This is a genomic window from Thioclava sp. DLFJ5-1, assembly GCF_002020115.1.
GTDB lineage: Bacteria > Pseudomonadota > Alphaproteobacteria > Rhodobacterales > Rhodobacteraceae > Thioclava > Thioclava sediminum.
In genome coordinates this window covers 126,539-146,678 of record NZ_MPZU01000008.1, presented here as the reverse complement: position 1 = coordinate 146,678, position 20,140 = coordinate 126,539, and the positions used below count along the sequence as shown (strand labels likewise).

Here is a 20,140-nt window from a genome sequence, read left to right as displayed (position 1 = left end):
GAACCTGGCTGGTGCTGCTCTACCTATGTTCTTTGGACCGCCCGCCATCAGAGTTTCTTGCCTTTGTCCTGACGGCGGGCTGGTCGCGCCGTCGGGAAAGTTCCAGAAGGTGTTGCCTGCACGACGCACACTCACTCTTCCCGCATTGCATAGGCCCAATAGTCGGCGACAGGCTTGATCAGGAACGACGCCGGGCTGCGGGCATCGGTGCGAATGAAACTCTCGACTGGCATGCCGGGCTTGAGCTCAACCTGTCCCAGCGTGTCGCGCCCCTTCGGTGTCAGTGAGAGCTCCGCGAGGTAGAAACTCCGCCCCGTCGCACTGTTCGCGACCGCATCCGCAGAGATCGAGGCAACCGTCGCATCGACCTCAGGCGTGGTGCGGGAATTGAAGTTCGGAAACCGAATCCGAGCTTCCTGTCCGGGATGGACACGATCGATCTGCCGAGGATCAATCTCGACCGAGAATACGAGCGGGACATTCGCCGGGACGATTGAGGCAATCTCGGCGCCTGCAGGCACGACACCGCCAACGGTGTGAACCTGGAGGCCCAGAACGGTGCCGCTCATCGGAGCGCGCAAAATGAGGCGTCCGATCTGAATGTCGATCAGCCGAAGGGTCTCGCGCAGTTCCGCGGCTCTCGGTTGCAGATCGCGCAACTCACTCTGCACAGCCTCGCGGAAGCTCGCCTTCTGGCGCAACCGCTCCATCTCGAAACCGGCTATCGAGCTGCGCGCCTCGGCAATCCCCGCTTCCAGTTCGCCAATCTGCCCCTCGAGCCGCGCTGCCTCACGGCGAAAGGCGAGAACGCGGGATTTCTCGGTCAGGCCGCGCTGAAGAAGGCTTTCCTTCGCATTAAGTTCATCTTCGATGAAGGCCAGTTGGCGGCGGGAGGCATCAAGCTGACGCGCGCGACCCGCGACAACCGCCTCCGTTTGCACCTGCCGCTCCGCAAGCTGCTCGTCTGTCTGCTTCAGCGTATCGCGACGGGCCTGGAAGAGAGCACTCTCCTCTGCAAGGATCGCATCGAGGCCAGCAATATCGCGCCCGATGTCTCTGAGTTCCTCGCTGTATTCCACATTGCCGGCGTCTGAAATCTCCGCGTCGAGCCTGTTCATCCGCGCCAGCGTCTCGACCAATGCGCGCCGTGTTGTTGCCTGCTGGGTGCGCAATTCCGCGCCATCGAGGATCAGGATGGGATCGCCGGCCTGAACGGTGCTTCCATCGCGCACGAGCACGGCATCGACCAGGCCACCATCGGGGTGCTGGATTGCCTGCCGCCTCGCTTCGACCGTAACCTGCCCTCCGGCAACCACCGCACCATCGACCTGCGTCAGGAATGACCAACCGAGAAACCCGCCCAGCCCCAGAGCAAGCACCAGAGCGCCCTTCAATAGAGGTCGCGTAGGAGACCAATCCGTGCGCATCACGAAGCCCCTCCACGGCCCATGCCTGCAACCGCCTGAACGGGCTTCACGAAACGGTTCAGGACCTCGTCGCGCGGACCAAAGGCGCGCATCTGCCCACCTTCGAGGATCATCACCTTGTTGCATTCCGCAAGCGCGGAGGGGCGATGCGACATGACCAATACGACTTTTCCAGCCGCCCGAGCATTTGAGATCGCGAGATTGAGCGCCTGAACGCCTGGATCATCGAGGCTGGCATTGGGTTCGTCGAGGATCAGGCAAACCGGATCGCCAAAGAAAGCTCGCGCAAGCCCGATCCTTTGCCGTTGTCCGCCGGACAGCCTGCCGCCACCTTCCGAGACCTGCGTATCATATCCATCGGCGAGCCCAAGGATGAGCTCATGCGCGGCCGCCTGCTCCGCAGCGAGAATAACATCTTCCGAGCGAGCTTCCGGATCGAAGCGCGCGATGTTATGAGCGACCGTTCCGGAAAATACCGCCACATCCTGTGGCAAATAGCCAAGAGACCGCCCCAGCCGGTCAGGATCGTATTGCGCAAGCTCTGCCCCGCCCAGCCGGATTTCCCCCTGGGTTACCGGCCACAAACCGGCCAGAGCCCGCGCGAGAGTGGACTTCCCCGAGGCCGAAGGACCAAGCACCGCAATCGCGTCGCCGGGCTCGGCGAGAAAACTCACGTCGCGAAGCACAGGTGCGCTCTCTCCAGGCGGTGCGACGGAGAGATTGCGGACGGACAGCACAGCGTTCGGACGCGGAAGCTCGGTCTGAACCTCCCGGTGCGGTTTCGCCTCAAGAAGCTTGCCAAGTTCTTTCCACGCAACCATGGCACGCTGGAACTGTGCCCAGTGCCCGATCACCTGCTCGATCGGGGCAAGAGCTCGCCCGAGCAAAATCGATCCGACGATCATGACCCCGGGAGTAAGCTCGCCGCGGAGAACGAGTAGCGCGCCGAGACCGAGAATGGCAGATTGTAGCAAGAGCCGTGTGGCCTTGGTGCCGGAAGACATAGCCCCACCTCGGTCCGCCGCGTCCATTGCCCCTCTCAACGCAACCTCGCGTGCGGCCTCCCATTGCTCGCGCAGCGACTGAGTCATCCCCAGTCCGCGCACCGTCTCAATTGATCGGCGCATACTCTCAACCTGGGCGTCGGCAGTCGCGACATGCCGGGCGGCCTCTGCCTGGAGCCTCTTCGTGCGAAGTTGATTGAGCGTGGTCAATCCGAGGATAAGCACTGCGCCCGCAACGGCGAACCAGCCCAGCCAGTGATGGAACAGGAAGAGCATCCCGACAAAGAGCGGCGTCCAGGGCAGATCGAACACCGCCCCCATGCCCGGTGAGGACAAGACGCCCTGGATCGTTGCGAGGTCGCGCAAACCGGCGGCCGGGCGCTCCCGCAATGCGAGATATTGTGCCTGATGGAGAACCGCTTCGAAGACGGGCCGGTCCAAAGCTGTCTGAAACCCTGCCCCGACCCGCGCGAGGGCGCGGCCACGATAGTGATCGAGAAACGCCATCATCGCGAACAGGAAAACGACGATCGCGAAGAGCACGGCCAGAGTCGCCGATGAGCGGCTCGCGAGCACACGATCATAGACCTGAAGCATGAAGAGCGGGCCGGTCAGCATCAGAATGTTGATCACCGCGCTGAAGACCGCGACCCCGATGAACGAACCTTTGAATTTCGTCATCGTTTTACTTGGCAAGGTCATTTCTTTAAAACCACATCCCCAGACAACTCGACCGTCGGGCTCAAACTGCGGTCGCGCGCTGCCGCAAGCGCGTCGACGCCATGACCGTAGACGATCCGGATTGTCCGGTCGCCTTTCCGAACCCGAAGGAACCTCGCAACGTCCCGTGCGAAGATCTCGTGGCGGATGTGCTGAATTATGCGTTTCCCGTCTCCGAAAGGCGCTATGAGATCCAGGAGCCACAATCGGTCGCCGCTGACCCAATCCTTAGGCTGCAAGCTGCGCGTATTGCGCACGTAAGCAGTCTCCACATCTTTTGACATGCGGGCCCATGTCAGAAGTCCGACCGGTCTTCCATCGCGACGAAAGATCTTGAATTGGTTATGCAAAAGCGCTGGCAGAAGCCATTGGTGGATGGAACCGACCGGCCATGTTCGATGCAACTCCGACATCGAATACAGCCACGTCATCTCCCCGAGCATGGCAACCTGCGACGTTTGCGAGCTCTCGCCTTTCGATACGATGCTTTTCTGTTCCATAGTTTAAGCCCAAGCGCTTTCAATTGCCGTCAGAACAGCATCAGGGGTCTCCCCGGGAAGGATCCCGTATGCAGTCGCGCCATCGTTCAATTCGGGAATGTGCTCATCCATAGCGTCGACCAGGGCATTGACCTGACTGTAACTCAGCCATTTTTCTCCTGCGGCGAAGCCTTTGACATACGCAGTCGGCTCGGTGCTGTAATACCAATCCTCGAACTTTAGCGTATCGTCTGCTCCGTGGATACGAACGACGAGGTCGTTATCGATCCTTTCAAACCAAATATTCTCCGCTTGAATTCCATCGTCGAACACAATGACATCCGAGCCTGCGAAGTCTGCATTCCCTTGGTAGACATCGTTCCCGTCACCGAGCCCAAAACGAATTTGGTCCTGCCCGGCACTCGCTACGATCGTATCGTTCCCGATGTCACCAATGATCAAGTCGTTCCCATTTCCCCCATCTAGAAGGTCATCCCCTGACCCGCCGGTGAGAACATCGTTTCCGCCCCCGCCAGCGAGCACGTCATTTTCGGCTCCGCCCGCGATGATGTCATTGCCATTCCCACCCTTCAGCGCGTCGTCACCGGTTCCACCCGACATGATATCATTGCCATTTCCGCCAATTAGCGTGTCGGCACCCTCACGCCCGAAGATATAATCATTTCCATCCGCACCATTGATGGAATCATCCCCTGCAAAACCGTCCATCCAATCGGCAGCCGCAGACCCGTTCAAAATATCGGAAACCGGCTCGCTTTGATCCTCGCTCGAAACGTCTTCGCCCAGAAAGGTGTTTTTGATAGCCGACACGTCAAAATCGAGACCATTGTAGAACTGGAGAACCTCAATGCGATTTGCGCTATCACTCCAATTCTCAACTGTAACGACATCAGTAAGCTCGCTCAACGCGACGTTTATATTGGTCTGATCGGCGACGAATAGCTTCATATCGGCGCCGTCGCGCTCCAAGATCAAATCTTCTATAGTGATACCGGCACCGAAAAGAAGCTTGTCTCCACCGGGATTGCTTGTTTCGCCCACAAGTGAGCTTCCGATATCAAAGACGGAATCGGCACCATCGCCGCGAGCAAACACATATGTATCGTTGCCCTCGCCCCCTTCCATTCGGTCAGCATCGACGCCGCCCATAAGGAGGTCCCCGCCTTCGCCGCCTTGCAGCGTGTCTTCGCCTGCGCCGCCACTGAGCCAGCCTCCGTCGCCATTCAGGAGAGCAACATCGGCCAGATTCAATAGGTTCGCGCTGCTGTCACCTGTCTCAGCGTAGCCAATTTTACTGATATCAAGAAGAAAACCGTTTGCGAACTGAAGTGTTTCGACTCGGAACTCCGGCGCCTGCCAGTGCTCGATTGTAATGCTGTCTTCAACTACTTCACTCCCTTCAACAATCGGAAGTAGTTCGATGATCAGGTTAGTCCCATCTTCATGGGTATCTGTCGAAATTATCAGATCGGCTAAATCAATCCAATTTCCGAACTGTATGACGTCGTCGCCGCCAGCAAGTGCGTCGATTGTGTCGCCCGTTCTAATATCGCTCACCCATGCATCGAGCCCTTCCAGGAAACTGTCTTTACCGGCGACCTGAGCTTGAAGGTTATCAGCGAAATCATCGAGACCGCCACCGAGGGTATCCTCGGGCAGATCCGCGTAGTCGAAGCTCTCATCGATAGTGTCGTGACCATCGCCACGGTTGAAGATGTAGGTATCGCTACCAAAACCACCTCTCAGCGTATCATTGCCCTTTCCAGCGTAGAGGACATCATCGCCCTTCCCAGCATCCAAGATGTCTTCCCCGTTTCCACCGAGTAGATAGTCCCGCCCTTCGCCACCGAATAGCAAATCATTTCCATCACCCGCATACAGATCGTCATCGCCCGCATCGCCAGAAAGGGAGTCGTCGCCTTCAGCTCCAACAAGCACGTCATCGCCCCCGAGACCTTGGAGAGTATCGCCACCGCCACCGCCGGATAGGAGATCCCCGAGACCAGCCCCCGTCATGAAATCATCTGACGCTGACCCAGTCTGAAAATCGCCGAATTTCGAGATGTCGATGGCGAGACCGTCTGCAAAGCGGAGCTCTTCAACACGTCCGCCGACACTGGCCCAATCGGTTATTCTAAGCACATCATCGAGGAGCTCGAGCGCAAGAGGGTCTCCATTTTCGTCAACCTGGCGCACGCCAACGACCAGATCTTCTCCTTGCAGTTCGAACACCAAATCTTCGAGACCAATCGAGTAACCGAATTGCACGACATCCCAATCTGCCGCCTGCGGGTCAGGCGCAATCTCGCGGTATCTGAATACGTTGAGCGCCTTAAAAATCCATGCCCAGGAATCCGCGCCGTTGAAAGCGTCGGAAAGCACGTTCGGGGCCTCCTCGGTCGTATCCGCTTCAACAGCAGCCTCTAGTTCGACGATCTTATCATGGCCGTCGCCGCGGAAATAGAAATAGACGTCATCCCCTGCGCCCCCGCGTAGCGTATCGCTCCCGGAACCGCCGAGCAGCGAGTCATTGCCCGCCCCACCATTAAGTTGGTCATCGCCTTGATCACCTGACAACACATCATTGCCAGCACCACCGTCAAAGCTATCAGCTCCTGCACCCGCGACGATGTAATCATCCCCCGAACCACCGTCGCCCAGGTCGTCCCCATCGCCGGCGAAAACGAGGTCCCGCCCATCGCCGCCGCTAAGGCTATCACTCCCCTCTCCGGCGATCAGCACATCATTCCCTCCGAGACCGACGATCGTGTCATTTCCGCCTCCGGAGTTTAGCCAATCACCATATTCAGAGCCTGAGAAATCATTTGCTTCGCCATTGCCGAATTCGCCTGAGACAATCTGGCTCGTGTTGATGACCACCCCGTTCGCAAAAACAAATTGTTCGATACGGCTTTGCTGATTGGCCCAATCAAGAACCGTTATGCTGTCGTCGAGAGCGAGGCTATCGCTCTCATCAACGTCGGTCTCCGCATCGTCTTTGTTTCGGAATTCTATGAGAACATCGCCAGCTTCAGTCGAGAACAGAACGTCCTCGACACGAATTCCATATCCGAACTCAAGCGTGTCGATACCGCCATCAATCTGCCCCGAACGTTCGACAAATCCAGTGCGAAGTTCGTTTACATACGTCGCTTCTTTGCCCGCGAGCTCGTTCAGATTTTCTTTGAAAGAACCTTCGTCTTGCGGGATTTGCTCTTCATATTCGTAACGCTCAAGATAGGTTCCCGTCGCGATATCATGGATCAGGTCGTGCCCATCACCACGCCAGTAGAAATAGCGATCATTTCCCTCCCCGCCGAGCAGCGTGTCATTCCCTGCGCCGCCGGCGAGCGTATCCGAGCCATCGCCGGCATCGAGCAAGTCATTCCCGGTGCCGCCCGAGAGAAGATCGGCCCCGGAGGCTCCCGATAGGCTATCGTCGCCCTCGCCTCCCGACAGGGCATCGTTCCCCCCAGCGGCGCCGAGCGTATCATTGCCACCATTCCCAGCGAGGTAGTAGCCGGTTTCGTCGTCAAGGCCTACGAGAAGGTCATCCACGTTTCCGGCATTGATGGATTCAAAGCCGATCGCGCTCAAATCGGAGACCGAGAGCGCAGCGTCCTCAGCCATCACCAGTTGGTCGTAACCTGTCCCGCCCTGCACATCCCCCGCACTGACGTCATCCTCAGCGTCAGCAAAAACGATATCGTCACCCGCGCCGCCATCGATCGCGTCAGCTCCATCTCCGCCAGAGAGGAGATCGCCACCGGCGCCGCCAAGAAGACTGTCATCGCCCGCGCCGCCATCTATCGCAACAGCCCATTCGGCTTCGGATGCGTCCAAATAGTTGGCCCTCTCATCGCCGGACGCTCCGATATACTCATCGGCAGCAAGGTTCACGTCCGGAGTGCTTAAACCTTCCGCATTCCAATATGACAAGGTCGAGCCTGTTTCGAACTCAATGCGATAACCCGTCTCAGTCGCCACTTGCCTCCAACCATTCTCGACATAAGAGAGAGCGACATCTCCAACTCCGCCAGCAACAACTTCACCATTTCTCACGAATGACGCCGAGCCATGCAGCGTGCTTCCAAAGAATTCGAGGTCATCGTCTGTCTCTTCAAATCCGGAGCCGTCATCGTAGGAGAGATTGATCTGAGTGATACTCCAGTCATCGAGCGTTCGCAGCTCCGCTTCATCGACCTGGCCATCCTGATCAAGATCCTGAAACACCTTCATCGACGCCCAGACATTATCACTCGCGTCGAGAACGCCGTCCCCATTGCTGTCAAAGATCAGATTTCCATCGACATCTGTTGCCTCAGCCAGCGCCTGGAGGTCTGTCGCACCCTCAGCGGCCCAAACGGCAAAGGCGAGCTCCGCCGCCTGATCGATAATGCCATCTCCGCCGATTTCGGAGATGCTTCCATCGGCGTCCAAATCGATAACGAGAAACCCATCGTCTGCAGCAGCCCAGGTGGTATTCTCTAGGAAACCGTCTCCATCGACATCGAACCCGACGCCGTTGCCAATACTCAACTCAAGACCATCACCATCGAGGTCCAGCGCTACCGGATACAAGCCACCAGCGGAGAGCGACCCAAAGCTCGCGTTTTCAGATGGAACGCTAACGGTTCGACCGTCTGATGTTGTAAGGTCTACCCGTCCAGTGCCCTCACCGGAGGTGTTAGTTGGCAAATCGCCACCCAACGTAAATTGAGCTCCACCATATCCTGAACTGACGGTGCCCGCTGGGGAAGATTGGGCACCTGATAGCCAGTCTATCGCTGATAGCGGTTCGCCGGGGGCACCTCGCCCACCGAAAATGCTATTTAAAACAGTTCCGACAATATGGAATGGGGTCGTTAGGATATCCGTGAGAGTATCGAGAGCGCTACCTTCCGCGATGCCCAGAGCGTCATCGATACCATCGTTGATCGCGTTTCCAATTTCTCCAAGCCATCCAGAGTCGTTGTGGACGCGCACACCGCCTGCAACATAAGTGTGTAGATCCTCGACCTCGAAATTGTAGGTCTGCCATCCGCTGACTGCGTCGGGTTTGAGGGCAGCGCTACCTGCAACCATTCCTTGCGCGCACGCTTCTTCGAACAAATGCGCGGTCTCGGCGCTGTAGACGATGAGTTCAGCAGTGACTTCTGTCAGTTCGCCTGAAGCGAGGACGACCGTCGCTTTGCCATTCTCAAGCATTTCCTCAATCGTCGTGAAATTGCCGAAACGGTCGAGGAAATGGTGGCCCGGCGTAGCGATCAGTTCTTTCTGCTGGCCACCCTCAGACCACGTCAGCTTCACCCATTCCTCTGTCGTGTTCCGATACAGCCGCACCACTTTGCGCGGCACCAAGTCCTCCTGGCCAAGCCCCGCCGCAGGGTCATAGGCAAGAACCGTGTCGCCAACGCGAATGTCAGAAATGGGGCGAGTTTCGGTCAGCGAGATCGCGATGGGGGTCGCGGCGGGGAAACATTTGGCGTTTAGGAAGCCACTTGAGAGCTGCTTTGCAGTCTGTTCATCCATCTCAAGCCATTTTGTCGGACCAAGTGGTTTCCCATAAACGTCCACTTTTGAAACCTGCCACCTCCACCCAACAGTTGAGCTCCCAACAGGTTGATAGCGTTCATACCCGATAAGATTTCCGTCATCATCTTTTAGTTCATACTGACGGTAACCGTGCGCCTCCATATTTGTTGTCGGGTTATCTGAGCGAACATCAAAATAGAGACCAAACGAGTTGCTTCCGATTGTGAAGCTACCATATAGGCCGTCTTCTTTCCAAGTCTCGCCGATGGTTGCCGGGCCTACTGGGATTGACCATCCGTAACTGTCGGGACCAACCGAAAACGGGCCCAGGGAGCCTTCAACGCCCCCGCTCCATACACCTGTTTGGTCCATGCCAAACGAAAACGAGCCAAAAGAAAACCCTATTTCTCCCCGACTTGGGTTCGTGTAACTACCATCGCCGTAAGAAATGTCGCCCATAACAATCCCCTATTTATTCAATACTCGATCGAGACCACCAAATACAGATCTGCGACAAGACTCCAGATCAAGTATCCGTTGCTCGATGGGTAGCGAAATGCTGATATAGTTCAGCCCTAATCTACCAGTTCCGACGGAGCATATGTTTGCCGGCCAAGTGCTCGCCCGATCACTTAGTGCCACTACTCGGTCAATTGGCAGGGAAGCCTCTAACTGACTGATATGTAGGAGTTCTTTCTCCGAAAAGCCTTGCCCGAGACAATCGAAGGCCTCTCCGTATCTGTTAACGAAAACAATGTCGACGTCAGCGCCGACTGATCCAACGATCTCGTTTGCTGTATCTACGTAACCCTTCCAGACTGTCGGGCAGGCGGGAGTAACCCCATTGGCGTTAGCGGAGAACGCCAAAAGCAGAGGACTCACGCAAACGACAACGGTTGCAAGAATAATCTTATAAAATCTACCTTCATTCATCGCCCTGCCCTCAAAACAAATTAATCGCGCAATCTCTCCAAGCACACCCTATCCCATCATTTCGAATCCAGCGGCCGTGTTTTCCCAATACGCTCAAAAATTACCAGCCCCTTGCAGAAACTCTGGGAGGCCTCACCGCTGAAGTTCACTGCAATCCGAGGAAGGCTGCCTACGCGGTCGATATGCCGTGTGCAGCAGTGAAGTGATCCTGACTGACCTTGAAACGATTCGAATCTCAAAATCACCTTTTATTTCTGGCAGTCGCGTCAGCAACGAAGTTGCTCCCACAAAATGGCATTCACAAACACGCTTTCTGAAACTATTCACATCATGAGACCTATCGATTCAGACAGGTCGGAAATAAGATATCCAAGTTGTAAACCGCACTTGGCGGATCACACAAGAATTTTCTTAACGAATTCGTGATCGTTGCTTCAGCGACGCCGGGCAGCTTGTTGGGTTGGAGGAAATTCAAGCCTCGAACCACCTCGTAGCGGCGCGTGTTACGTTGACGGCAAGTGCAGTTATGGTCGCGTAGCCCGGTCGGTATCGTCCGAACGTTCAGTGCGCAGACCCCACACGTCATGCGGCGCAACCCACTGAAAAATTTTGACAAATGCACTCACGTCTCCTCATTTGACTTGCGATCGCTTTCACTCAGTTCCCCGCAGGGTTCCTTCACCTCAAGCTCGTATTCCTTCTCCAGCTGCTCCACCTGCGCATTGAACCACCGGACCTCCTCCTCGCTCAGCGGCGCATTGGATCGTTTCCACGAGCGCCGCTCAAAACAAACGGTCGCCCATAGAGCGATGATCACCAAGACACTAAGCCCTTCGGCCACCAAGATCGCCAAGTCCAAATTCGGGTCCCTACAATCCGCCATTTCGCCCTCCCTCCTTCACTGCACTCTCGGACGGTTCTCGTGCGCAACGAGACCATCGATCAGCTTGAGCACCGCGCGCAGATCCCAGCCGCGCTCGGCGCCTCGCAGCATGTCCGCCAGCGCTTCGACCGTATCCGCCGGCAGGCCGCGCACTGCCCCTTCGCGGCGCGCGAAATACGCCAGATGCGCACCAGAGAGCAGCGCGATGTCGACCACGCGACAGCGGCTTAAAAGCGGCGCTGGAACGGCGCGGCGGTTGTTCGAGGTCAGGATCCAGCTGATCCAGCGCATGTCAAAACGCACCCGGAAATAAGGGCAGTTCCAGGTCCGGGCGCTGAGGGGTTCCAGCAGCGGCAAGAGCGCGTTGCTCAGCGCAAAGCTGAAGCCTCGATCTGAACGCACATCGCCGACTTTATCCACCTCGTCGATCACGATGACCGGGCTCCCGACACGCTCGCGCAGAATGAGTTCCACAGGACGGCCGGGTTGGGCCGTCGCCCAACCTCTTTGACTGCCCGCAACCGCGAAGCCCGCGGGTTCGTTCGCGGCGTCGATCAGTTCCGAGGGCGTGCCGATCAACTCCGCCAAGCGACGCGCCCAATGGCTCTTGCCGATGCCCGGAGGTCCGTCGAGGAGGAGCGGCGGCAGGCGCACCGCTGGCGCTCCAGCGCGCACACACTCTCGCATGGCATTCCAGGCGATCTCGGTCGCGCGTCCCATCCAGGGCATCTCTTCGTGCAGAGCTGCAGCGATCTCGTCGGCACGGTGTTCGCTCGCGAGCCGCACCATGCGCACGCCGTGCTTGAGCCCCGCCAGCGTCTCCCGTGCGTCACGACCCAGATGCGCCATTCCAGACGCACTGAGCCGCCGATCCGCGAGCGCAGAGGCCCGACGCCGGATCCTGTCGCCGTCCTGCAAGCTGGGGCGACAGGAGCGCATCGCGTCGTCCCAGCGATCATCATCGCGCACCGCGTCGAAGTCAGCCGGATCGTGGCCCTGCGCCACCCAACGCAGCTTGCGCAGAAATTTGGTGAGTTCGGCCTCGATCTTCGCAGGCGAGGTTTCGAGATCGAAGCGAAGATCACAGATCGGGAAATGCTCGGACATGGCAGGCTCCTTCTGGTCAGGCGGCACGCGCCGTTGACGCCCCTCGCAAAACGGCTGTTCGCGAGGCGGTGATGATGAGAAACCCGGGTTTGGAGGGAGATAGGCCAGCTTGTCGGCAAAGGGTCAAGTCAGGCTCGGCGGCGCTTCAGAAGCCGAAAACCTCGAGACCCATCGAAGCGCTCAAACCACCGCAAGATCGTAAGCCATTGAAAAGTAAAAGCCTCTGACCAGAGCGCTGGCCAGAGGCAGATTTTACCGTAACAAAGGTGGGTCAATTTAACCCAAAAAGGCTAAACTTTGGGGGTCCGGACATTTATATCAAAGCCGGATCAGCTCAGCCGCATTTGGAGTGGCCGCAATCGGCGCAGGTCATGCAGCCTTCGACCATCCGCAGGGCGTAGGAGCCGCAGGACGGGCAGGCTTTGCCGCGGGGGGCTTCGCCGATGGCCATGCGGTCGGCCTCGGGGTCGGATTTCAGGCCCAGCCCTTCGCCTTCGAGGAAGCCGATCGAGATCATGTGACGCTCGATCACGCCGCCGATCGCCGCGAGGATGGAGGGGATGTATTTGCCCTGCATCCAGGCCCCGCCGCGCGGATCGAACACGGCTTTGAGCTCCTCGACCACGAAGGAGACATCGCCACCGCGCCGGAACACCGCAGAGATCATCCGGGTCAGCGCCACGGTCCAGGCGAAATGCTCCATGTTCTTCGAGTTGATGAAGACCTCGAAGGGACGGCGGTGGCCGCCTTGGACGATGTCGTTGATCGTGATGTAGATCGCGTGTTCCGAACCCGGCCACTTGATCTTGTAGGTCGAGCCTTCGAGCGCCGCCGGACGGTCCAGCGGCTCGGTCAGGTAGACCACATCGGCACCCTCGTCGACTTCCGGCGCGTCTTCGGATTTCTCCGACACGCTGAGAACCGAGCCCGTCACGTCGTTCGGACGGTAGGTGGTGCAGCCTTTGCAGCCGGTGTCCCAGGCTTCCATGTAGACCGATTTGAACGCCTCGAAGGGGATATCCTCGGGGCAGTTGATGGTCTTGGAGATCGAGCTGTCGATCCATTTCTGCGCAGCGGCCTGCATCCGGACGTGATCCATCGGCGCGAGCGTCTGGGCATTGACGAAATAGTCGGGCAGCGGTTTGTCCCCGAACTTGTCGCGCCACATCTGCACCGCGTAATCGACCACTTCTTCCTCGGTGCGCGAGCCGTCGGGCTGCAGCACCTTGCGCTTGTAGGCATAGGCGAAGACCGGCTCGATGCCCGAGGACACGTTGCCCGCATAGAGCGAAATCGTCCCGGTCGGCGCGATCGAGGTCAGCAGCGCATTGCGGATACCGTGTTCGCGGATCGCCTCGCGCACGTCGTCATCCATCTGCATCATGTTGCCCGAGGCGAGGTATTTCTCGGCATCGAAGAGCGGGAACGGACCCTTCTCCTTGGCCAGATCGACCGAGGCGAGATAGCTCGCCCGCGCGATCTGCTTCATCCAGGCTTCGGTCTGCGCGGCCGCCTCTTCCGAGCCATAGCGCAGACCAAGCATCAGAAGCGCGTCGGCGAGACCGGTCACGCCCAGACCGATGCGGCGCTTGTTCTGCGCCTCTTCGCGCTGCTGCTCCAGCGGGAAGCGCGAGGCGTCGACCACGTTATCCATCATGCGGATGGCAAGGCGCACCATCTCGTCGAGCTGCTCGGGGTCCAGACCCGCATCCGCCTCGAACGGGTTCGTCACGAGCCGCGCGAGGTTGATCGAGCCCAGCAGGCACGCGCCATAGGGCGGCAGGGGCTGCTCGCCGCAGGGGTTGGTCGCGGCGATCTGCTCGACATAGTTGAGGTTGTTCATCTTGTTGATGCGGTCGATGAAGATCACGCCCGGCTCGGCGTAGTCATAGGTAGCGCGCATGATCTTGTTCCACAGATCGCGGGCGTTCAGCGTGTGATAGACCTTGTCGCCGTATTTCAGATCCCACGGGCCATCGGCCTTCACAGCCTCCATGAACGCGTCGGTCACCAGCACGGACAGGTTGAACATCCGCAGCCGCGCCGAATCCTGCTTGGCGGTGATGAAGCTCTCGATATCGGGGTGATCGCAGCGCATCGTCGCCATCATCGCGCCGCGCCGCGAGCCCGCCGACATGATCGTGCGGCACATCGCATCCCAGACGTCCATGAAGCTCAGCGGGCCGGACGCATCGGCAGCGACGCCCTTCACTTCGGCGCCACGCGGACGGATGGTCGAGAAATCGTAGCCGATTCCCCCGCCCTGCTGCATCGTCAGAGCGGCTTCCTTCAGCATGTCGAAGATGCCGCCCATGTTGTCGGGGATCGTTCCCATGACGAAGCAGTTGAACAGCGTCACCGCGCGGCCGGTGCCGGCACCTGCCGCGATCCGGCCTGCGGGCAGATATTTGAAATCTTCCAGCGCGCCGTAGAATTTCTCTTCCCATTTCGCGGGCTTATCCTCGACCTCGGCCAAGGCGCGCGCGATCCGACGCCAGCTATCCTCGACGGTCGCGTCGATCGGGGTCCCGTCCTGTTCCTTCAGACGGTATTTCATGTCCCAGATCTGTTCGGCAATCGGGGCGGCAAAACGGCTCATGAGGTCCTCGCTGGCAGCAGTTCGAGTGAGGTAAAAATCGAGCGCCCCCTCCGCATATCGTGCGTCGGGGGCGGGCTGACACTATACCTAAGGCCTCTTCGCATGACCAGACGCAAATCGGACATTGCCGTCGCGGGAGCGAAAACCTAATTAAGAGGCATGGGTGACAAAGTGGTGAATCTGATCAAACTGTGCGTCGGCGCCGAGAAGGTCGAGGACCTGATCGCGTGGCAGGCCAGCCGCTATGGCAAAGGCCCGGCCATGCATGTGACGCGCATGTGGCCGAAACGCGCGGATGAGATCCTGAATGGCGGGTCGCTGTACTGGGTTTTCAAGGGCGCGGTTCTGGCGCGCCAGCGTGTGCTTGAACTATCCGAAGTGATGGGCGCGGACGGGATCGCGCGCTGCGCCATCGTGCTCGACCGCGAGGTCGTCCGCACGGAGGCCCTATCGCGCCGCCCCTTCCAGGGCTGGCGTTACCTGAGCCCCGAGGATGCGCCCCGCGATCTGCCGAAAGGTCGCGACCGCGAAGAGGCCCTGCCCCGCGAGCTTGCCGTGGCGCTGTCCGAGATCGGCCTGCGTTAAGAGGCGAGCCAGCTTTCCGCGTCTGCCTGCGCGGTGAAGATGCGGAACGCGCCGCCCTCGCCCTGCATGCTCGCCTCGGAGCGCATATCCTCCGGCACGACCAGCGCGCAGCGCCCGGCCTGACCGTCTTCGCAGCTTTGGCGCAACCCGCCGATCAGTTCCGCCATGTAGCCATCGAAGCGCGGCGCGACGACGACCATCATCCGATCCGCAGACCCGACGAGGCGCATCGCCTCGGTCACATCATGTTTAAGAACAGTGCCGGAGGCGATCAGACCGACCACGCCTTCGGGGCTTTTCTCCATCGACTCGATCATCGTGGAATTCCTTTGTTCGAACACCAAAAGGCGAGGCGCTGCGCCCCGCCTATAAGCTGAACGGAAGGATGATCGGCGCGGTTCCGGCCACAGGCGCGACCGTTACCACACCGTTACCACGTGACAGGCTCAGCCGCGCAGCGATTGCACCCGCGCGACAAGCTGCCGGGTGGAGCCGTCCTTGCCCTCGCCCGCATCCTCGCCCTTCAGCACCGGAGCCAGCGCAAGCGCGAGCTCCTTGCCCAGCTCAACGCCCCATTGGTCGAAGCTGTTGATGCCGAGAATGACGCCCTCGACGAAGACACGGTGCTCATAAAGCGCGACAATCCCGCCGAAGACCTCGGGGGTCAGTTTCGGATAAAGCAGCGTGGTCGACGGTCGCGAACCCGGGAAGACGCGGTGCCGCGCCTGACGGTCCAGCTCGTCTCCCTCGAAGCCTTTCTTGCGCATGATCTCGGTCGCTTCGGCCAGCGAGCGCCCGCGCATCAGCGCCTCGGATTGCGCCAGACAGTTGGCCACGAGCAGCGTATGCTGATGCGCCAGATCGGGCTCGTGCCCCTCGGCAGCCACCATGAATTCGCACGGAATGACCCGCGTGCCCTGGTGGATCAGCTGATAGAACGCGTGCTGGCCGTTGGTGCCGGGCTCGCCCCAGACGACGGGGCCGGAATTGTAGGGCAGGTCCTTGCCATCCATGCTGACGCGCTTGCCGTTGCTCTCCATCTCCAACTGCTGGAGATAGGCCGGCAGACGCGCAAGCCGTTGATCATAGGGCAGAACCGCGCGGGTCGCGTAGTCGCAGAATTGGTTGTGCCAGATGCCGACAAGCGCCAGCAGCACTGGCAGGTTGTCCTTGAACTCAGCGTCGCGGAAATGCGCGTCCATCGTGGCGGCGCCCTTGAGGAACCCCGCGAAACCCTCCGGCCCGATCGCGATCATCAGCGACAGCCCGATCGGCCCCCACATCGAATAACGCCCGCCGACCCAATCGGCGAAGCCGAAGACGCGAGCCTGATCGATCCCGAAGGCGGCGGTCTTCTCAGCCGAGGTCGAGAGCGCCGCGAATTGCTGCGCCGGGTCCGAGACCTTCTCGGCCATCCACCGTTTCGCGGTCTCCGCATTGGTCATCGTCTCGATCGTGGTGAAGGTCTTGGAGGCGACGATCACCAGCGTCGTCTCCGGGTTCAGACCGGCCAGCGTGTCATGGATATGCGCCCCGTCCACGTTGGAGACGAAATGACAGCGCGGCCCGTCGTGATAGGGCGCGAGCGCCAGCGTCGCCATCGCCGGGCCCAGATCGGAGCCGCCGATGCCGATATTCACCACATCGGTGATCGCACCGCCCTGCCCCGTGAACTTGCCCTCACGGACATCGCGCGCGAACGCCTCCATCCGGGCATGGGTCGCGCGGACCTCGGGCATGACGTTCTCGCCATCGACGAATACATCCGTGTCGAGATTGCGCAGCGCGGTATGCAAGACCGCGCGGCCCTCGGTGTCGTTGATCTTCTCACCGGCGAACATCGCTTCCGCGCGCGCCGCGACATCCTTCTCCTCGGCCAGTTTCACCAGCAGATCGAGCGTCTCCGCATCGATATTGGTCTTGGAGAAATCGAACAGAAACGGCCCGGTTTCGCGGCTGAAACCGCCTGCGCGATTGTCCTTTTCGAACAATTCTCCGATTCCGCGGGATTGCACGGATTGCGCTTTATCGAGGAGGTCTTGCCAGATGGTCATCGCTTGCTCTGCCCAGTTATTCAGCCCAGTGAACGGTCGCGTCCTTGAGAACGGCGCGCACCGGCGCCTGTTCCACGGGGAGCCTCTCGGCCGCTTCGATCGCCGCGCGCTTCTCCGCGCCAGTGATCAGGATATGCGTATACATCGCGTCGCGCAGCACGGGCGCGGACAGCGTGATACGCGGCTCGCCCGCAGCTTCGGCCCGCATCGGCAGCAAGATCGGCGCATCGTTCGACAGCGCCTCTTTCAGCCGGTCGGCGCCCGGAAACAGGCTCGCCGTGTGCATATCTGCGCCCATGCCCAAAAGGAGGACGGAGATCGGCAGATGCGGCGCGATGCCCTCGGCCAATTCCGCCATCTTGTCCTCAGGCCGCTCGGCCTCGGCATAAAGCGGCACGAGCGTCGCCGCTGCCGCCCGCCCCTTCAGGAGCCGCGCACGGATCAGACGCGTGTTAGACCGCTCCGAGCTCTCGGGCACCCAACGCTCGTCATTGAGGAGCACCGCGACCTTGGACCAGTCCAGATCAATGTCGGAAAGGATGTCGAAGATCGGACCCGGCGTGGAGCCGCCGGGCACCGACAAGGTCGCGCGGCCCTCGTTGTTGATCGACGCGCGCAACTGGCTCGCGATGCGGTCCGCAAGCCCCATCATCAGCATCTCGCGATCGGGATAACTCTCAAAATTCATTCACGAATCTCCCGCCAGCGGCGTCCGTCGCGATGCATCAGCATCAGCGCGTCATCCGGCCCCGACGCGCCGCTGTCATAGGTTTGAGGTTTGTCGCCACGCGCCTCCCAACCCTCGATGATCGGGTCGGTCCAGGCCCAGGCCGCCTCGACCTCGTCACCGCGCATGAACAGCGTCTGGTTGCCCCGGATCACATCCATGATCAGGCGTTCATAGGCGTCGGTGATGTCGGCCTCCTCGCCCAGAGCGTCCGCGAAGGACATGTCGAGCGGCACCTGCACGAGGCGCATCCCGCCCGGCCCCGGCTCCTTGATCATCATCTTCAGGTTCATGCCCTCATTGGGCTGCAGCCGGATCACGAGCACGTTCTCGCGCCACTCGCCTTCGGCTTCGTCGAAGATCTGGTGCGGCGGCTCCTTGAAGGTGATCGCGATCTCGGAAGTGCGCGCGCGCAGCCGCTTGCCGGTGCGCAGATAGAAGGGCGTGTTCACCCAGCGCCAGTTCGCGACATGGCATTTCATCGCGATATAGCTCTCGGTCGTCGACTCCGGGTCCTCGGCATCTTCGAGATAGCCGGGCGCATCCTTGCTGGCCGCGTATTGACCGCGCACGATATCGGCAGGCTGGACGGGCTGGAGCGCGCGGATCACCTTGAGCTTCTCGTCGCGCACCGCATCGGGATCGAAGTGATAGGGCGGCTCCATCGCGATCAGGCACAGAAGCTGCATCATGTGGTTTTGCACCATGTCACGCATCGCGCCCGACTTGTCATAATACGACCCGCGACCGCCGACGCCCACCGTTTCAGCCACGGTGATTTGCACATGATCAACAAATTGGCTGTTCCAGAGCGGCTCGAACAGGATGTTGGCGAAGCGCACCGCCATCAGGTTCTGCACGGTCTCTTTGCCGAGGTAATGGTCGATCCGGTAGATCTGCGTCTCGTCGAAATACTCCGCCAGCGCCGCGTTGAGCGCTTTGGCCGAGGCGAGGTCGCGCCCGAAAGGTTTCTCGACCACGATCCGCGCCTCCGGACCCGCGATACCGCGCGTGTGGAGTCGCTCGGCCAGATCGCCGAACAGCGCCGGAGCCACCGAGAAGTAGAACGCATTGACGGTGTCGTCGCGGACTTTCGACTTCAGATCGTCCCAGCCACCATCGCCTTTCGCGTCGATCGCGACATAGTCGAGCATCGGCAGGAAGCCGTCCAGCGCGCCTTCGTCGTCGCATTTATTGCCGCCGAATTCGGCGATCGCGGCGCGGGTCTGGTCGCGGAACTCCTCGGGGGTCATCTCCGAGCGGGCAGCCCCGATGATGGTGGACCCATCAGGGATTTGCCCCGCGCAATAGCGGCGAAACAGGCCGGGGAGAATTTTGCGATTGGCGAGGTCGCCAGTGGCGCCGAAAATCACCAGGTCGAAACGATCGACGGGAATGACGCGCGAAACCATGGGCTGCTCCGTGTTTGGGGTCCGTTAGCGCTAACGACCCCCTTTTACTCACCTTACCTGAACAAGTCTAGCATGGGAGCGACACGAGACAACGCGAGGGCGCGGATTAAGCGCTCTCACGCGAAAGAAATGCCTCAAGCGCCTGAATTTCCGGCACGATTTCTTCGGCCATACCATCTGCGAAAGTCATGAAATCGGCGCGCGTTTCGGGCGGAACGGACAGAAGGACCGGAAAATCGGAGGCCATTGCCTGCGCGATCAGGTCGCGACACCCGCGCCCTGCGGCCTCCTGTTTGCCGAATTTGTTGAGGATCACGATGGCACCCGGCTGCGCCATCTCAAGCGCATGACCGACCTGCGCGACGACCTCTTCGAGCGCGCCTGCATCGAGCGAACAGGCCCCCGCGCCCTGCCCCAGATCCTGCGAGATCGTGCGGGTTTCGCCCTCGGGCAAAAGGCGCAGATGCATTTCGCACTCGAAGCGCTGCGGCACCTCGGCGCGCACCATGCCGATCACGTCGCGCCCCTGCGACAGCAGCCTGTCGGCGAGCTGGGCAAGGAGCTTGTCGGCCGCGCCGCGCTCTTGGCATGTGATGAACCCGATCATTGCGCCTGTTTGGCGAGGCTTTCGCGGGCGGTCAAGGGGCGACACCC

At 59.9% G+C, this 20,140-nt stretch carries 13 protein-coding genes; 1 reads left to right on the top strand and 12 read right to left on the bottom strand.

Annotated features, from left to right (window positions below; translation table 11 throughout):
• Positions 1–131: 131 nt before the first annotated feature.
• The 7 genes from BMI86_RS21520 to BMI86_RS19875 form a co-directional block, all read right to left on the bottom strand.
• Entirely contained in the window at positions 132–1,427 is a 1,296-nt protein-coding gene (locus tag BMI86_RS21520) for an HlyD family type I secretion periplasmic adaptor subunit (protein ID WP_246831778.1), read from the bottom strand.
• Positions 1,427–3,112, bottom strand: a complete 1,686-nt coding sequence (locus tag BMI86_RS19900; protein WP_246831776.1) for a type I secretion system permease/ATPase — start codon at positions 3,110–3,112, stop codon at positions 1,427–1,429. Before BMI86_RS19900 ends, BMI86_RS21520 begins: the two co-directional genes overlap by 1 nt.
• A 17-nt stretch (positions 3,113–3,129) precedes the next feature.
• Positions 3,130–3,651, bottom strand: a complete 522-nt coding sequence (locus tag BMI86_RS19895; protein ID WP_078542875.1) for a toxin-activating lysine-acyltransferase — start codon at positions 3,649–3,651, stop codon at positions 3,130–3,132.
• Between the two features lie 3 nt (positions 3,652–3,654).
• On the bottom strand, positions 3,655–9,645 hold the full coding sequence (locus tag BMI86_RS19890) for a calcium-binding protein (protein WP_078542874.1): 5,991 nt from the start codon (positions 9,643–9,645) through the stop codon (positions 3,655–3,657).
• 1,096 nt (positions 9,646–10,741) lie between these two features.
• A complete protein-coding gene (locus BMI86_RS19885; protein WP_143594884.1) occupies positions 10,742–10,978 on the bottom strand; it encodes an anoctamin in 237 nt (78 codons plus the stop codon).
• Positions 10,979–11,017: 39 nt separating this feature from the next.
• Complete coding sequence (locus tag BMI86_RS19880) at positions 11,018–12,109, bottom strand: AAA family ATPase (RefSeq protein WP_078542872.1); 1,092 nt, start codon at positions 12,107–12,109, stop codon at positions 11,018–11,020.
• A gap of 334 nt (positions 12,110–12,443) precedes the next feature.
• Complete coding sequence (locus BMI86_RS19875) at positions 12,444–14,708, bottom strand: adenosylcobalamin-dependent ribonucleoside-diphosphate reductase (RefSeq protein ID WP_078542871.1); 2,265 nt, start codon at positions 14,706–14,708, stop codon at positions 12,444–12,446.
• 159 nt (positions 14,709–14,867) lie between these two features.
• Between BMI86_RS19875 and BMI86_RS19870 the strand changes: the two genes are divergently transcribed.
• Positions 14,868–15,293 carry a DUF1489 domain-containing protein gene (locus tag BMI86_RS19870; RefSeq protein ID WP_078542870.1) on the top strand — a complete coding sequence of 142 codons (426 nt, stop codon included), beginning with the start codon at positions 14,868–14,870 and terminating at the stop codon, positions 15,291–15,293.
• On the opposite strand, the gene BMI86_RS19865 is transcribed toward BMI86_RS19870, so the two are convergent.
• The 5 genes from BMI86_RS19865 to BMI86_RS19845 all read right to left on the bottom strand — a co-directional run bounded on the left by BMI86_RS19865 (position 15,290) and on the right by BMI86_RS19845 (position 20,093).
• The gene (locus BMI86_RS19865) at positions 15,290–15,610 is read right to left on the bottom strand and encodes a hypothetical protein (protein ID WP_078542869.1); all 321 of its coding nucleotides are present in this window, start codon (positions 15,608–15,610) and stop codon (positions 15,290–15,292) included. The two genes, BMI86_RS19870 and BMI86_RS19865, sit on opposite strands and share 4 nt — an antisense overlap.
• Before the next feature lie 129 nt (positions 15,611–15,739).
• Positions 15,740–17,347 (bottom strand): glucose-6-phosphate isomerase, encoded by a 1,608-nt coding sequence (gene pgi, locus BMI86_RS19860; RefSeq protein ID WP_078542868.1) that lies wholly within the window; start codon positions 17,345–17,347, stop codon positions 15,740–15,742.
• Between the two features lie 16 nt (positions 17,348–17,363).
• On the bottom strand, positions 17,364–18,035 hold the full coding sequence (gene pgl / locus BMI86_RS19855; protein ID WP_078542867.1) for a 6-phosphogluconolactonase: 672 nt from the start codon (positions 18,033–18,035) through the stop codon (positions 17,364–17,366).
• Positions 18,032–19,486, bottom strand: coding sequence for a glucose-6-phosphate dehydrogenase (zwf, locus tag BMI86_RS19850; protein WP_078542866.1), 1,455 nt, complete (start codon positions 19,484–19,486; stop codon positions 18,032–18,034). The genes pgl and zwf overlap by 4 nt, the downstream gene beginning before the upstream one ends.
• Before the next feature lie 106 nt (positions 19,487–19,592).
• Entirely contained in the window at positions 19,593–20,093 is a 501-nt protein-coding gene (locus BMI86_RS19845) for a DUF2478 domain-containing protein (RefSeq protein ID WP_078520092.1), read from the bottom strand.
• Positions 20,094–20,140 lie beyond the last annotated feature (47 nt).

Bases quoted from the DNA above. Each gene is read 5' to 3' on its own strand.
- BMI86_RS19900 (WP_246831776.1), bottom strand. From the start codon at position 3,112: ATGACGAAATTCAAAGGTTCGTTCATCGGGGTCGCGGTCTTCAGCGCG.
- pgi (WP_078542868.1), bottom strand. From the start codon at position 17,347: ATGACCATCTGGCAAGACCTCCTCGATAAAGCGCAATCCGTGCAATCC.
- BMI86_RS19880 (WP_078542872.1), bottom strand. From the start codon at position 12,109: ATGTCCGAGCATTTCCCGATCTGTGATCTTCGCTTCGATCTCGAAACC.
- BMI86_RS19870 (WP_078542870.1), top strand. From the start codon at position 14,868: ATGGGTGACAAAGTGGTGAATCTGATCAAACTGTGCGTCGGCGCCGAG.
- BMI86_RS21520 (WP_246831778.1), bottom strand. From the start codon at position 1,427: ATGCGCACGGATTGGTCTCCTACGCGACCTCTATTGAAGGGCGCTCTG.
- BMI86_RS19875 (WP_078542871.1), bottom strand. From the start codon at position 14,708: ATGAGCCGTTTTGCCGCCCCGATTGCCGAACAGATCTGGGACATGAAA.
- BMI86_RS19895 (WP_078542875.1), bottom strand. From the start codon at position 3,651: ATGGAACAGAAAAGCATCGTATCGAAAGGCGAGAGCTCGCAAACGTCG.
- BMI86_RS19845 (WP_078520092.1), bottom strand. From the start codon at position 20,093: ATGATCGGGTTCATCACATGCCAAGAGCGCGGCGCGGCCGACAAGCTC.
- pgl (WP_078542867.1), bottom strand. From the start codon at position 18,035: ATGAATTTTGAGAGTTATCCCGATCGCGAGATGCTGATGATGGGGCTT.
- zwf (WP_078542866.1), bottom strand. From the start codon at position 19,486: ATGGTTTCGCGCGTCATTCCCGTCGATCGTTTCGACCTGGTGATTTTC.
- BMI86_RS19865 (WP_078542869.1), bottom strand. From the start codon at position 15,610: ATGATCGAGTCGATGGAGAAAAGCCCCGAAGGCGTGGTCGGTCTGATC.
- BMI86_RS19890 (WP_078542874.1), bottom strand. From the start codon at position 9,645: ATGGGCGACATTTCTTACGGCGATGGTAGTTACACGAACCCAAGTCGG.